The organism is Microbulbifer regidiadema (SeqCode) (assembly GCF_052467605.1).
In genome coordinates this window covers 3,565,091-3,580,898 of record NZ_CP174316.1, presented here as the reverse complement: position 1 = coordinate 3,580,898, position 15,808 = coordinate 3,565,091, and the positions used below count along the sequence as shown (strand labels likewise).

At 47.2% G+C, this 15,808-nt stretch carries 11 protein-coding genes; 8 read left to right on the top strand and 3 right to left on the bottom strand.

Annotated features, from left to right (window positions below; all coding sequences use genetic code 11):
- Positions 1–41: 41 nt before the first annotated feature.
- The gene (locus ACJJIF_RS16280; protein WP_444929375.1) at positions 42–1,961 is read right to left on the bottom strand and encodes a ShlB/FhaC/HecB family hemolysin secretion/activation protein; all 1,920 of its coding nucleotides are present in this window, start codon (positions 1,959–1,961) and stop codon (positions 42–44) included.
- Positions 1,962–2,094: 133 nt separating this feature from the next.
- Positions 2,095–4,710, bottom strand: a complete 2,616-nt coding sequence (locus ACJJIF_RS16275; protein ID WP_444929374.1) for a bifunctional serine/threonine-protein kinase/formylglycine-generating enzyme family protein — start codon at positions 4,708–4,710, stop codon at positions 2,095–2,097.
- Positions 4,711–5,561: 851 nt separating this feature from the next.
- Here ACJJIF_RS16275 and ACJJIF_RS16270 point away from each other — a divergent pair.
- From ACJJIF_RS16270 to ACJJIF_RS16235, 8 genes are all read left to right on the top strand, one after another.
- Complete coding sequence (locus ACJJIF_RS16270) at positions 5,562–6,050, top strand: Hcp family type VI secretion system effector (protein WP_444929373.1); 489 nt, start codon at positions 5,562–5,564, stop codon at positions 6,048–6,050.
- Between the two features lie 162 nt (positions 6,051–6,212).
- Positions 6,213–8,120: a type VI secretion system Vgr family protein gene (locus ACJJIF_RS16265; protein ID WP_444929372.1), complete on the top strand. Its 1,908-nt coding sequence runs from the start codon at positions 6,213–6,215 to the stop codon at positions 8,118–8,120.
- Positions 8,121–8,133: 13 nt separating this feature from the next.
- The gene (locus ACJJIF_RS16260; RefSeq protein ID WP_444929371.1) at positions 8,134–8,712 is read left to right on the top strand and encodes a DUF6931 family protein; all 579 of its coding nucleotides are present in this window, start codon (positions 8,134–8,136) and stop codon (positions 8,710–8,712) included.
- Between the two features lie 3 nt (positions 8,713–8,715).
- On the top strand, positions 8,716–9,009 hold the full coding sequence (locus tag ACJJIF_RS16255) for a PAAR domain-containing contractile injection system baseplate protein (RefSeq protein WP_444929370.1): 294 nt from the start codon (positions 8,716–8,718) through the stop codon (positions 9,007–9,009).
- A gap of 812 nt (positions 9,010–9,821) precedes the next feature.
- Positions 9,822–10,298, top strand: coding sequence for a DUF6795 domain-containing protein (locus tag ACJJIF_RS16250; RefSeq protein WP_444929369.1), 477 nt, complete (start codon positions 9,822–9,824; stop codon positions 10,296–10,298).
- A gap of 26 nt (positions 10,299–10,324) precedes the next feature.
- The gene (locus ACJJIF_RS16245) at positions 10,325–11,479 is read left to right on the top strand and encodes a lipase family protein (RefSeq protein ID WP_444929368.1); all 1,155 of its coding nucleotides are present in this window, start codon (positions 10,325–10,327) and stop codon (positions 11,477–11,479) included.
- Positions 11,480–11,801: 322 nt separating this feature from the next.
- Positions 11,802–12,203 (top strand): DUF6795 domain-containing protein, encoded by a 402-nt coding sequence (locus tag ACJJIF_RS16240; protein WP_444929367.1) that lies wholly within the window; start codon positions 11,802–11,804, stop codon positions 12,201–12,203.
- A 42-nt stretch (positions 12,204–12,245) separates the two neighbouring features.
- Entirely contained in the window at positions 12,246–12,767 is a 522-nt protein-coding gene (locus ACJJIF_RS16235; RefSeq protein WP_444929366.1) for a DUF6795 domain-containing protein, read from the top strand.
- Between the two features lie 365 nt (positions 12,768–13,132).
- On the opposite strand, the gene tssH is transcribed toward ACJJIF_RS16235, so the two are convergent.
- On the bottom strand, positions 13,133–15,796 hold the full coding sequence (gene tssH / locus ACJJIF_RS16230) for a type VI secretion system ATPase TssH (protein WP_444929365.1): 2,664 nt from the start codon (positions 15,794–15,796) through the stop codon (positions 13,133–13,135).
- Positions 15,797–15,808: the final 12 nt, after the last annotated feature.

The following is a 15,808-nucleotide window of genomic DNA, read 5'->3' as shown; positions in this document are numbered from 1 at the left end:
GGAACCTTGTTAATTTTAAGTATTCGGGAAAAAATATTTATTCAGTTATAAAAAATAGAGAAGTCAGCGTAGACCGTGGGCTCATCTTCACCAACTGCTGTATTTGCTATCGAGGAGCTCGACATAATGGGCCAGGCAACCGAGACTTTACTCGAGAAGCTGTCACTCCAGTTCATCTTAAACAGCATGCCGCCGCCGGAGAATCGCGCCCAATCGTCCTCTAAATCTTCTTCATAGTTATTCACATAGCCGTAGCCGACATCCGCAATCAGAGCCACCTGGAACAGGTCATTTAAGCGCTGATTAAACACAATGGGATTCATAAACTCGGGGAAATTGACATACCACTCTGCGGAGAGAACTGCACCCATATCCGCAGAAAAGTCCCTGGCAGAGAAGGCGCGCACACCATTGGCACCACCGAGCGACAGTTGCTCGAATCCCGGTAGATTACTCTCACTATATTGTGCTCGGCCCTTCAGGATCAGCCTGGAGTGATCGTCGGTAAAGGGCATCGGCAGGAATATCAATGAGCTGGAATTAATTGCCAATTTATTGAAATCTTCCCCTCTGCCCTCTTCGTCTACGCTCAGATTCTGGTGTTTCCCGTACTGTGCGGTAGCACTCAATGTATTGAGCATGGAAAGGAAACCGTTGGACAGGCTGTCCATATACACACCGACCTCTCCGCCATAGACGTGGTCATTGTCGAATTCAACAATACCTTCGAGATCTGATTCCTTTTCCGTTAACCCAAAGGAGCCGGTAAAATTAAAGTCCCGCGAGCGCCGAAACTTATGATCCAGTGAAATAGCATAATTTTTATTGACACCAGAAATTCCCAGCGCATTAATTGCAACGTTTTCACCGGTCTCGTCGTACAGATTAAACGTATTATGATCGGCTGATATTTCCAAGCGTGTGCGAGGGCCGAACAGGGGGAAACTATATCTTAACTGAGCGAGATCCGAGCCGTAATCATCATCCGACTCAGGGTTGGATTTCAAATAACCCAGGGTTAAAGCATCACCGAAACCCAGCGGATTTAACCAATCGACGGTTGTATAAATCCTTTCACTACCGGTATAAAGCGAGCCGTGGTTATCCGCCCTAAAAGTAGCGCGCCAGGAGCCCGACTCCCGTGTTTTTAGGTTAAGCTTGGTTTCTCCGGGATTATCACCGGCACTAAAGTACCCGGTAACATTTAAGCCCGGCAGGTCATTGAGTAGATACAGCCCCTCTTCGATATTTTCATGATTTACCAGCTGGCCGCGCTGGCTATCAAAGGGTTCAGCAAGTTTTTCCTCGGTATACTTTTCGTTATCCTCTGCAACAACCTGACCCAACAATCCCTCTTGTACCGTTAAGGTAACCACTCCGTCTTCTACGTCTTGGGCAGGGATTTGTACCTGGGCCAGGAAAAGCCCCTGGCGACGATAAAAGCTGGTCAGCTCGGCGGCGATCTCCTCGAGATCACCATAGCTTAACCCGCGCTCTTCATTTTGCTTTTCAATAACGCCGACAAGTTTTCTCAGTTCCGCCGGGCCCAAGCCGCCCGGATTAAACTGGGCATTCATGGCACCTAGCAGTACCGCTAACTCTTCCAGATTGTCTACGGTATAGCCACTAGCGAGGATTTGATCCTCTTTCATAAATTTCACCCGAAGCTCTTCTGCCATACTCTCGACAGTTTCTCGGGAAATACCAAACTCGGGGTATTCCTCCAAACGGTGAAACCTAAATTCTTTTACCGTGATTCGCGGCCCCTGATTGCGCTCAGCAATCTCGGGGATTTCAGTATTTAAGTTAGGGTCTTCAGCTTCGTAAGTGCGCTGCAGGAAATCTTCAGTTACATCAACTTCATTAATAGTCGCAGTATCCTGATTAAAGGCCTCCCTAACACGGCTGCGAAAACTGGACCCATCCTCCTGGGCAAACGCCGGCACTTGCGATACAAGCAAGCCAGCACCTATAAACAATGCTAGCTTACTCTTTTCTAGCCTAAGCATATCTCCCCCAGTTTTACTCTCTAAATCTCAATCTAAATCGAACCAGCTTGATTATCGTAACGATATTCACTGGCAATTATTTAACCTAGTTAACATCTCTAACAATGCGGAAACCTGTCAGCTCATCGGGCTGGCCGCTATGGAGCTTCTTGGTTGTTGTCAGGCAGCGGCTCATCGGGTCAATCCGACTGCCCCCAAGAGCGAGCAACTCTCCATCTGTACCAAAACCCCACTCCTGGACATTGCCGACGGCATTGAGCAGTCCAAAGCCATTGGAAGATCCGGCCTTGGCGGGAACCAGCTCAGCTCCCTTCTCGATACCGCCATAACTCAAGTGGCAATTTCGATCCGCTACTTCGTCCTCACCCCTGGCATTGGCGGCGGCAAACCACTCCTGCTCAGAGGGCAGGCGGTAGCGATAACCAGTCTCTTCACTGAGCCAGCTTAGATAGGCCTCTGCGGTCGCCAGGGACAGATTGTTGGCCGGCAGATCCGAAGCCGCCGGGGTCTCCTCACCGCACTGGCCCGCTATCTGGCAGAATTGTGCCAATTCGGTACTGCTAACCTCATACTTGCCCACAGCCAAAGGCCTGCCGCTCACACCTTTAATAACAACCATTGCCGGGCCTTTGCGGCCGTCCACAAGGCGGTCGCGGCAGGTGTAGCGATCACCTCGCCGGCCACTGCCGGGTACCAGGTGGCCACAGAAATCCAGCTTAAAGTCCTTCAGTGGCTGATAGGCGGGCAGTAGGGCCCTGAACTGATCGACGAGGCCTTCGGTCTGAACCGGGTCTTTAGCACCGAGATTCGATGCGCAATTGAGCAGCTCTTCACCCACTACAGGGCGTATCTTCAGGGCTTTTGTACTGTCCAGACTCGCTAAGCGGGACAACTGTGATCCGACTGCGCTGGCACTGATAGAAAAGCTACAGTTGAGCGCCACTTCCATATCATCGAGCACCGCATCAATTTGCTGCTGCTTCAGTGCCTCCAGGCGGCGACGCTCCGCCCGCTCTTCAGCCAGACGGATGCGCTCAGCTTCCCGCTCTTCGGCGATGCGTTCAGCCTCAAGGCGAGCACGCAGATTCTCTCTGTCATTCGCCAGCTGCGACTTGATCGCCTCAGCTTCTTTAGACTCGCCATACCAGTTGGCAACGCCTGCAAGCATTACGTCTGCTTGGTCAAGGTTACCCAGGTTTAGCTGACCCGTTGCCGCTGCCAGGAAGAGCTCTGAAACCTGGCGTCGGGAAGCGTCGATGAACTCTTCGTCGGAGGGGTTCAACTTGGCGTACTCCTCCAGCTCCAGCTGCAGGTCCCGCTCCCAAGCCGGGGTCAATATACTCAAACCAATCAGGCGGGTGATGGCCTCTTTCTTATCGGCGATGCGCCGGGCCAAAAGCTCCTGTTCGTGCTTGCGCTCAAGCTCGACCCTAACCCGCTCCTGCTCCACTGCGTTTTGCTGCTGTAAGTGGCCATAACCCACAACGGCCCCGCCCAAAACCATAACAAATGCACTGCCGAGCACCCACTTCCAGGCATGGCTGACAAAGAACGCCTGGACAAATTTATCAACGGTACTGGTGCGGTTCTCCCGCTTCAGTTCAAGCGCCGACTCGAGTGCCCGCCACTGTCGGCGGTTAAGACCCTTGATTCGCTTGGGCCGCAGGCCTTTCTCTAAGGCCTTGTCTGCCGGTGTTTTGTCATAGGGGTGGCGCCCACAGAAAAGCTCATAGGCAACACAGCCCAGTGCATATACATCGTCACTGGGCGCCGGCTCAGCCCCTTTGAGCATCTCCAGGCTGGCATAGGCCGGGGTGAGGGCGCCGAGTGTGCCCGCATCAAATATGGTGGTTTCACCGGCCTTACTCGCGATTCCCCCCTCGGAAACGGCTCGGGCAATACCGAAATCAAATACTTTTGCCCCCTTCTTATTGGTGACAAAGATATTGCCCGGCTTAAAGTCCGAGTGGACGATCTTGTGGGAGTGGGCATATATCAGTGCCTGGGAGATATCCCAAAACACCGAGCGGGCGCGCTCCGGCTCCAGCCCCACATCGGCGTGATCGCGCAACAACTTGTCCAAAGGAGCCCCCTCCAGGAACTCCATTGTCATAAATACGCGATCGCCATCGCGGTCAAAATCGTAGACCGTTACAATATTGGGGTGAGCCAGTGTTTGCGACTTGCGCGCTTCCCGCTGGAGGGAGATAAAGGCATCGGGGTGCTTCTGAAAATCGTCATTCAGCAGCTTGATAGCAACATAGGGCTCACTGTCATTGGCTTCCAGCTTGCGGCGATCGAGAGCTTTATAAACCGCTCCCATACCCCCCACACCCAAAAGCTTATCGAGCTCAAACCGCCCCTTGATAACCGTTTTGGTCACGGCATTTGCTTCAGTGGACTCAAAGGGCTCGGACAGAAAAGCCGATTCCACAGGGCCCAGGTCCAGCCCCTCACCGGTTCCCGAGCGATCATCCAGCCTTTTGAGCGAGGGCGCAAAAACCGTAGCATCTGAGCTAAAGTCAGCGGCAGCCGAGGGAATTACCGGCTGAGCGCCTCTAATCGGGGGGTGATCATTGGCCCCGGTCTTATCCTGCTGGACAACAACCGTTATATCACCGTCTTCTGTCAGTCCAGCACTTGAGTGACCCGAATCCGGCGAAGCGTCACTCGGCCGGACAATGCGCGTCTTATCGTTCAATTCCGCCTCCATGGGAAGCCATTACGACATATCCAAGTCCGCAAAAGCTCTGTTATAAATCCATAAAGAGCCCCTGAATAATTCCGTAACGCCTCTGACTTGCAGGACAACCTGCAATCAGGGTGCGGCTTCGCAGGAGTGTGGACCTAAAGGTCGCAATGCAGGGGGCGGGTACTCCGCAAGCCCCTAAGGGCGGGCCCGGAAAGCTATAACTGCTGAATAAAGCCCCTGCAAAGGACTGCGGCCATTCACTGCAAGCTGCGCCCAACATCTGTAGCCTTCAAGGCCTACAGAGATATTACGGAATCGTTCAGAGCCTCCCTAATGGATAAGGCAATAAATATAGGGAGCAAAGTATATCGAACAGCCTTTGCGGCAACAATAAATCAGTATTCAAATAATTTTGCCTTAACATGCCATCCAGCCAATATACCAAAGCAACACCCGTAACCACTAGGGATTAGGCCGTTACAGGGCTAAATTACATATTATTACAAGGCTATCTCAGCAAAAGCATATTACTGGATGTTTTCAAATCGATATCTATCTGTCAATCAATATCCATGACCAGATCTGCACATTTGTCCCTATTAGAGATTTAATCGTTTTTGTGAATAAAAAAATGGGGTCAGAGTCAAATAAGGCAAATGGCTATAATTCGTAACTGCCTAGGGACGCCACTCGAAATTAGTGCCAGAGTCGATTAAATAACGAGAAAATTAGTTTGTTTTTATCTCTCTCTTTGTTTAAATCACCTCAGTTGCCACCGCGACGACAACCTGAACTACTGCAAATCGCGGTGGTAAAGGATTAACCACCAATATTACACACCAACCAATGAGGGACACCCCATGGCTGTTTACATGAATTACAACAACAAGGCCATCAAAGGCAATGTTACTGCTTCCGGCTACGAAGACTGGATCGAAATCGACAACTTCAACTTCGGCGTTGGTCGTGGCATTACCATGGAAGCTGGCGCTATGTCAAACCGCGAAGCTACCCGCCCAAGCCTGAGCGAAGTTAGCTTCAGCAAGCGTTTGGACGCGGCTTCCGGCGGCCTGTTCAAGTCTTCCGTTACCGGTGACGAAGGCGTTACCGTTGAGATCCACGTAGTACAAACCGGTGCTAACTCCGTAGAGAAGTACGCTGTTTACAAACTGGAAAACACTCTGATTTCCTCCTACAGCATGTCCGGTTCTGCTGGTGGTCCTCCCGCTGAGTCCATCTCCCTGAGCTACGCTAAAATCGAAGCGGAACTCAACCACGCAGACAAGACCAACAAAAACCCAGCCAGCATGCGCGTTGGGTACGACCTGGAAACAGCCAAGCCGCTGTAAGCCTGCACGGTCTGATCTGCATGCACAATGGCCTGCGAACTTCCGCAGGCCATTATTTAGCAGTTCTTTAGCTGAGTGCTTACGGAGCCTTCAGCTAAACAACTGAACACAAAACAACAAGTACTATTCTTAAAGGCACCGTAGGGATAGTAGGGGCTGCCCATGACTACATTAAATCAAGACCAAAGACTGATTAAGGTCGACAGCCCGCTCGGCACTGATGCAGTGATCGCCACAAGCCTTCAGGGTGAGGAGTATATCTCCAAGCCCTTCCGCTACGACCTGCAACTCCTATCTGACGATCACGCCATTAGCCAGAATGATATCGTCGGCAAAGCCCTCACCATATCCATACATCACTCAGAAACCCCTCGTTACATTAATGGCTATGTTACGCAGCTATCTCTGCGCGACGTAAATGCTGAAGGGGTGCGCAGTTATAGTGCGATAGTTCAACCTGGTCTTTGGTTTACCACCCTCGGCGGCTCCAACAGAATTTTTGAAAAGAAATCTGCAAAGCAGATTCTTGAAGAAGTCTTAGGCGAATACAGTAAGGTTATTAAGTTAAGCGTTAAATTAAATGCTGAATATATAACTCGTGAATACTGTGTACAATTTGATGAAAGCGATTTCGAGTTTATCAATCGCCTTATGTCTGAAGAAGGTATCTCGTACTACTTCAAACACTCAAGTGGGCAACACGAACTGATTCTTTGCGATGACAGCCAGGACTTCTATGACTGTACCAGTGAGCAAATAGAATACGACGGCGATGGCAGCCATCCAACCAAAAATACCGTGAGCAGTTGGCAGAGAAATTTCAACTATCACGGTGGCGGTTTTGAGCTGAAAGATTATTGTGAGTTCACTGCAACCAAAGACAATAAGCAGCAGGTTAAAACTACCAGTCAGCTAAATGATGTCAGCAATTACGTCCGTGGTATTTATGGGCTGAACCATTTCCAAGTAGATGGTGAGCATAAGCATAAATTCACCGATAGCTACCATAAAGCGTTGGCCGAGCGCTCAATGGAGGCGCAAGAAGCCCTATTTGATGTAAGCCATGGGCGCAGCGACTGCCCCTCTTTTGCCGCTGGTGGCCGTTTTGACTTTGACCATACGCTCTCCTCGGAAAAAGGAAAGTACCTGATTACTTCCGTCAGTATCTCTGCAACAGACGGCAATAATAAAAGTACCCACTTCCACAATACCTTTAACTGCATCCCCGCATCAGTAACACCAAGACCTGAGCCCTCGCTATTTGCCAAGAAGGTCCACTCCCCTCAAGTCGCACGCGTCCTTGAGGTTAAGGCAACCACCGCAGATAGCTCCCAGGACCCCTATACCCAAATCAAAGTGCAGTTCCCTTGGAATTCACAACAAAACAGCTGCTGGGTACGGGTGATGCAATCATTTGCCGGAAAAAACTGGGGGGCAAATTTTGTTCCCAGGATAAACCAGGAAGTTGTCGTCACTTATATTAATGGTGACCCGGATAGGCCATTAATCACCGGAGCCGTATACAACGGTGATAATCCAGGCCCGAACTACACCGCAACTCAAAGCGGTTGGAAAACCGAGTATGAGAACAGCGCCTTCAATGAGCTCCGCTTTGATGATAAAGGCGGCAGTGAAGAAGTCTATATGGAGGCGGGCAAAGACCATAACTTCCTCATCCATAATGATCAGAATGGCAAGATAGAGAACAAACAAACTCTGGAAGTTAAACAAGACCGGACAATTACAGTTACCGATGGCAATGAGGTTGTTACCGTTGCAAAGGGCGACCAGAAACTCAATGTTAATCAAGGTCATCAAACTGTTACTATCGGATCAGGAAACCATAAACTCAAAGTCAGCCAAGGTACTCAAACTACTGATGTTATGGGGGCGATTAAAATTTCCTCCAATACCTCAATCGAGTTGAAGGTAGGCAGCAGCAGTATTAAGCTAACTCCGCAGGGCATTACCATCAAAGGTTTGACACTTTCTTGCGCGGGAGATGCCACTGCGGAAGTCAAAGGTGGCGGTACACTGACGCTGAAAGGCGGCATCACCATGATTAATTGATGCGGGTATATCAATGACGGACCTCATTAAGGTAGAAGCACTAACAGCGGATGAGCTACTCAAAAATTTTGAAGTTAGTGACGAGGCCGAAGAATATTTAGTACTAGATACAGCGCCAGAAGTCAGTATAAATCGCCTTATGGATGCCGGCCTATTTCCAGATGCGATCAAGCTGCTGGCTCACGGGCTCCCCAAGCGGGAAGCCGTGTGGTGGGCCTGCCTCGCAGCTCGGGATATCCAGAGCCCAGAAACTGACGAAGACAATGTAAATGCACTTAATGCGGCGGAAACCTGGGCAAAAAAACCCAGTGAAGAAGCTCGCTTGCGCTGTAAACTGTTCGGTGACAAAACCAAGCATAAAACACCTGCAAGCTGGGCAGCTACAGCAGCCAGCTGGTGCCATGGAAGCCTAGCCTCTGAGGGCGAACCCGTGATAGAACCTCCCGAACACCTCTACGCACACGCCGTTGCCGGCAGCGTTACTCTGGCTGCGGCATTATCCGACCCCGTTGACCCAAATAAAAGATTTATGCGCTACATGGAGCAAGGTCTCGACTTGGCTCGCGGCGGAAATGGCAGGATTGAGGGATAAACTATGGGTAAACCAGCTTCCCGTATCACTGATATGCATGTGTGCCCAATGGTCACCGGTACTGTCCCCCACGTAGGTGGCCCTATAGTCAGCCCTGGAGCCCCCACTGTTATTATCGGTGGAATGCCAGCAGCAACCGTGGGCAGCACATGCACCTGTGTAGGACCGCCGGATAGTGTTGCCATGGGAAGTACAACCGTAATGCTACAAAAAAAGCCTGCGGCACGAATGGGAGATACAACAGGCCATGGCGGGAAAATCGTTGTTGGCTACCCAACGGTATTGATCGGCGGATAAAATAAATCCGCCTTACCATTGGCTAAATACGGTATGCCGGCACCGACAAGTTAAGACCGGCCTTATCTGGATAAGATAATCTGATACTTACAATAACCTGTTTATCTTTTTAAAGTGCATTACTCCGCCACAGCACTTACTCCAAGTAAAGATAACGACTATAAAATAAAATTTTTAAATAAAAATTAACGCACAGAGAAATCTCTCTTGCGAGATTACAACCGAGTGCCCGGTAAGTAATCCGGGCTAAAAGCCTCAGAATAACTCTGCAATATCTCTGTAAGCCTTATAGATTAAGATATTCGGTATAGCTCGCCGCGAATAGCCTTAACCCTTTGCAAGAGCTACAACGCAATAACTGTAGCCGCTTCAGGGCCTGCAGCATTATTTAGGGAGTCGCAATGACTAGGCTTTCACTCTATGTGAAAGCTTTAAGCCTACCCAGAACAATAAAGCTCAAGCCTGATAAAAATAAAAACAACCAACTTAATCGACCAAGAAGAAATATAAATATAGACGAACCATAACCCCCTCCTTTGGAGAGCCTTAATAAAAATCAAGAACCCTATAAAAGCTCAAGAAAAGCCATGTAAAAATAGAGAGAAGAATCAACGCAAAAGCAGCAAGGTACTCGTATAAACCTGCAACCAAATCACAAAAAATTCACTCAAAAGATCAACAGTCTAGAGCAAGAATATAAACACCAGCAAAACATACATTCTATACGCTTCAAATCAATACAAAAATCAAGCCTGCAAGTATAGGTGAAAGAACCCTGCCAATTCAGAAGATAAATCAAGAGAGATTTCAATATGTACAAAAAATTTAAACTATTTTCAGTATTTTTATTATTAACTGCCATATCATCAGGAGGAACTAGCGCTATGGCTTCATTTAACCCATTTAAAGCTTGTACATTTTCAGAAATGAAAATCAAGTTAACCCTAAATGGCGAACCTGCATCAGGAGCCGAGATCACAAGATCAATACAATGGCAAAAAGAATGGATAGATACTTTCACTTCAGATGAAGAAGGAATTGCGATTCTCCCCGCCAAATTCTCAAATTCCTTAACTCAAGTCCTACCAGTGGAGTTTGTATCCGCACAAAAAATTACAGTCGAATATAACGACCAATCATACAAGATATGGGTATATGCAAAGAGACACCCAGAAGAAAACTCAGAACTTGACGGCAAACCTTTTGACTTAACATGCGAACTATCAGATGAACTCAAATTAGAGGAAGTTTTCGATTCATATCTAAAAACTTCTTGTAAGTTTATTTAAAATAAAAACACAAGGATGACAACACTATGCTTAGCCCAAAATACAGCGCCAAGCTTGCTGCAGATACTTACTTAGTAAAAGAACCCAATACCCGGGAGTTGTTTTTTGAAGTCTACAAGGATGATTTTGAAATTGATAAAGAGTTATCCGGAAAATTTGATGGGGAGGCCGGTGCACTCGCTATAATAAAAAGCACAGATACTAGAGGAATAGTTCTATCAGGAAAAAAACAATATAAAGGACAAGCCTTTGTAAGCATACTTGGCACTGACAGTTTATATGACTTGTTAACCGACCTAAATGCCGGCGTGAGAAGATTTCATACTGGAGGTTCCGTTCACCAGGGATTTTTTTATACCTTTGAATCTTTTTTACCAAAACTGGAAAACTTCGCACGTAACCTTCCAAGCGACATTCACACTATCCACTGTGTAGGACACAGTCTTGGTGGAGCACTAGCCACTCTTGCCGCAGACTGGCTGTCATCGCACACAGGCAAGTCGATAAAACTGTATACATTTGGTAGCCCACGAGTAGGGCTTGACCACTTTTCTAGCAACTGTAAACGAAAACTCAAAGCCGAAAACATTTATCGTGTTTATCATCGTGCGGATCCTGTACCCATGGTACCCACCTGGCCATTTATCCATATACCAAATGGCGGCACTGGGGACTTTGAGCTGCCAACTCCCAGCCTCAATCCCGGAACAAACCACAGCAGTACAACCTACATCACCTCGGTTTCTCCCAATGGAACCAGCTTAGACTGGGATGGCATAAAACTTAGAAAACCCAAAGGCAATCTAGATAAAAGTATCGAAGCATGGTTAAAATCTGATAATCACCTCTCCCTAACGATGAATGCCGCATGGATGGCTGGTGAAGCACTACTCTGGGTGCTCAAGAAAATTACAAACCTCGCAGGGATTTCACTCGTAGTAACCGGCGGGACTGCTTTCACCCTTCTCGATAGGCTTGCAATATTCATGAATAAGGCCTATCAGATTAGTGAAGATATCTCTTTCTGGGTCTTGCGACTTATTCGTAGATTAGCACAGCTAATCGGCTTGGCTGTTGTAGAGGGCGCAGATATGACCGTATCCTTTATACGCATGATATTTTTACGTATACACCGTGCAGTATCCGACTTAGTGATGAAGGCTGGCAGGCCAAATCAATAGTTAAGCGTTAAAGTTATTTCTATAAGTATGTTATCAGTGGTACCTAGTCCAGCAATGACACTTCATCAAAGTCACTGCTGGGCTAATCTACTTTTCCCTGCTCTACAGGGTAATTGCCCCATACTGATGAATATTAAAAACCTATTCAAAACAGTAGCTTCGCAATAAAATCAATAAAACTTAGATTTGAAAAATATAACCAATCAAATAAAAACACCCTTGACAGAATAACCATAATATTTTCAGCGTGAAAAACTATACATTTAGATTACTTGCAATATCTTTTATATTAACTCTTGCGTCATTTAGAGGGTCTTACGCTATGATCTCATTTAACCCCTTTAAAGCTTACACGTTTTCAGAAATGAAAATCAAGCTAACTTTTAATGGAGAACCCATATCAGGTGCCAAGATTAAACGCTCAATCCGATGGAAAAAAGAGTGGATAGATACCTTTACATCAGATAAAGATGGGGTCGTTGTTCTTCCGCCTAAGTTTTCAAACTCATTAACACAGATATTGCCAATAGAGTTTATCGCTTCTCAGACCATTAACGTTAGCTATAAGGACAAAGATTATGAAATCTGGATTTATGCAAAAAGAAATCCCGCCGAAAATTCCGAAACGGGAAAACCACTTAACCTAACCTGCGAGCTAACCGACAAACAAAGACTGGAAGAAGTCTTCGGGTCCCTCTTATTAACCTCATGCCAATTTAATTAAACACCTGCATTCAACTCCTAAACACACTATAGAATCTGGAAAATGACAACCAACTTAGCCAGAGCAATTAGAGAATATTTAGTGTGCACAAAAAAATATAGCCTCAAATTACTTATGATATCTTCTTTATTAATCAGCATACTACCTGAAGAAACCAATGCTATGGCACCATTCAACCCCTTTAAAGCTTGCATATTTTCAGAAATAAAAATCAAACTAACCCTAAATGGTGAGCCCGCAGCAGGAGCAGAAATTATACGCTCAATAGAATGGAAACAAGAGTGGGTAGATACCTTTACAGCAGATAAAGAAGGCTTTGCCATTCTTCCTGCTAAATTCTCAAACTCTCTGACACAGATACTGCCAATTGAGTTTGTAGCTTCTCAAGCCATTGACGTTAATTATGAAAATAAAACCTACGAAGTCTGGGTTTACGCAAAAAGAAATCCCAACAAAAACTCTGAAACTGGAAAGCCACTTAACCTCACTTGTGAGCTAACAGATAAAACCAGATTAGAAGAAGTTTTCGGCTCCGCCTTACTAACCTCATGCCAGTTTAATTAAATTCAAATAAAAGCAACCATGCAGAGCACATAAAAATCCTCAATACAGATAAAAAATTACAGGCGGACCTTTACCTTTCGATATGCCTGAGAGAAACCAATGAAATTAGCAGGGATATTTGGTTATGATTTTATAATTTATCTGCAGGCCAGAATAACTTATCGAATTTCCCGTTATATGGACTGAAATATGGCCGCCTCACTTATATGCATAACATTTTTATACATATACTGTTTAGTATTCGAATTAGAGGTAAAAGCTGACAGGCAAAATCGACAGTTACACGTTAAAATTATTTGTATCAGTGATAGCTAGCCCAGCAATGAAATGCAATCAAAGTCACTACTGGGCCAACTTATACTTCTCTATTCTACCGCGTAGCTAAAGTCCCCGTCCTCCGTTGAGGAAACCTTAATTGCCTTAACCTCTTCGCCACGTGCCATTTTATCTAGGCACTGGCCGGCCAACTCAGGCAACAGCGTTTTATTTAGAATAACTTCAATATTACGGGCACCGGTATCAGCTTCATGACAACGAGCGACAATATTAATTAAGACATCCTCATCATAGCTAAAGGAAGCACCATAATGCTCATGAACTCGCTTCTCAATTTTGCGCATATTAATTTTGCAGATTTCTACCAGATTCTCATCATCTAGAGGATAGTAAGCAATTACATTGGCTCTCCCCAGGAATGCAGGCTTAAATTTTTGCAACAGATGCGGGCGGATATTATCCATTAATACATCTGGCTCGGGCTTCTCTTCAACCTGGTTAAATATAGCCCGAATAGCATCCTCGCCCGCATTAGAGGTCATAATGATAACGGTATTCTTGAAATCAATATCCCGCCCTTCACCATCCTTGATGGTACCTTTATCAAAAAGGTTATAGAAAATATCCTGTACGCCGGGGTGCGCCTTTTCCATTTCATCCAATAGAATTACAGAATAAGGTCTACGGCGTGCAGCCTCAGTAAGAACACCACCTTCACCATAGCCTACATAGCCGGGAGGAGAGCCCAAGAGCATGGAAACCTTATGCTCTTCTTTAAATTCCGCCATATTGATAGTGGTAATATTTTGCTCACCACCAAATAGCTCATCTGCTAAAGCAAGGGCGGTCTCGGTTTTACCGACACCACTCGTACCACAGAACATAAAGACGCCCACGGGCTTACGCGGGTCTGTTAGACCTGCACGAGAAGTGCGAATGGCTTGAGCTACAGCTTCAATAGCATGCGGTTGCCCAATAACCCGCTTATTCAAGCGCTCAGACAGCGTTTTCACCGCAACAATCTCGTCGCTCACCATCTTTCCAACAGGAATTCCGGTCCAGTTTGCGACAACAGCAGCAATAGCTTGCTCATCCACCGCAGGCTGCATTAGCGGAGTGTCACCCTGAACAGCTTCCAAATCTGCTGTTAAGCTCTTTAGCCGTTGCTGATAGTCCGCTAACAGTGCTTCATCTGGACTTTCTTCTCCACCCTGAGCCTTCATAAATTCACTATCAATTTGATCGCGAAGCTCTTGGATCTGCTCGATCAGCTCATTCTCTTTAACCAGCTGCTGTTCCAGCGTTTCCAGGCGCTGTTCTTCTGAGGCCTTGAAGGCTCTCAGTTCTTCCAACTGCTCCTCGTGCTCTCCCATTGCAGCATTTTCGCGCTCAAGTTTAGCCAGAGTCGTACTAGTGCGCTCAATATTGATACGCGCATCTTCAATGGCTCCAGGGGTTGCCGACTGGCTGAGAGTCACCCGAGCACAGGCCGTATCCAACAAGCTGACGGATTTATCTGGCAGCTGGCGCCCAGGGATATAGCGATGAGATAATTTGACCGAGGCGATAATTGCCTCATCCAGAATTCGAACTTTGTGGTGCTCTTCCAGAGAGGCCGCAATGCCTCGCATCATATCAATTGCATTGCTCTCGTCGGGCTCTTCAACTTTTACTACCTGGAATCGACGAGTCAGAGCGGGATCACGCTCAAAATATTTTTTATACTCTGCCCAAGTTGTAGCCGCTAAAGTGCGCAGCTCACCCCGAGCCAAGGCCGGCTTCAGCAGGTTGGCCGCATCACCCTGCCCCTCTTTACCACCAGCACCAATCATCGTGTGTGCTTCATCGATAAATAAAATAATGGGGGTTGCGGAAGCGCGTACTTCTGAAATTACAGATTTTAGACGATTTTCAAATTCACCTTTTACACTCGCGCCCGCTTGGAGCAAGCCCAGGTCAAGGGTGCGTACAGCAACACCACGGAGTGGCTCAGGCACATCACCACTGGCTATGCGAAGCGCAAAACCCTCAACAACCGCTGTTTTACCAACACCCGCTTCACCAGTCAAAATCGGGTTATTTTGACGGCGACGAGTCAGGATATCGATGCACTGGCGAATTTCCTCATCGCGGCCAAGTACCGGGTCAATCTCCCCTTTTTTTGCTCTTTCGGTCAGGTTGATCGTGTACTTATCTAATGCTGGAGCCTTAGAAGCTGCTGCTGCAACTGCTGCCGCGCCATCACCCATATCCGCTGTAGCACTAATGTGGCTGGACTCACCACTCTGCCCAAACATTGCTCGCGCGGTTTCACGAATTGATTCCGGGGCTATTTCTTTCAGTTCGGGGCAAGACTCGAGAATCTGGCGGCGGGAAGTCTCTTCCAATAGCAGCGCAGCAATAAAGTGCCCAGAACTGATTGCTCTGTGCCCATAATCAATAGAAGCCAGCATCCAGGCATTCTTTGCCGCTTCTACGATGGTAGGAGAGAGCGCTGGGGGACGGCTGCTACCGGCCCGAAACCTTGCTATCGCAGTAGCTAATTGCTTGGCGAAGTTGGCGGGATTACAGTCGTGCTTTTCCAGCAAGTGGAATAAATCTGTATCAGACTGGTCCAGTAACTTCAGCAACCAGTGTTCCAACTCAACATTATACTGATTTTGTGACAAACATAGGCCGGCAGCGCCCTCAAGTGAGTCGCGCATATGCGGCGTCATGGTATCAACCAATCTCTTCAAATCGACATTGATCACGTTGACTATCCT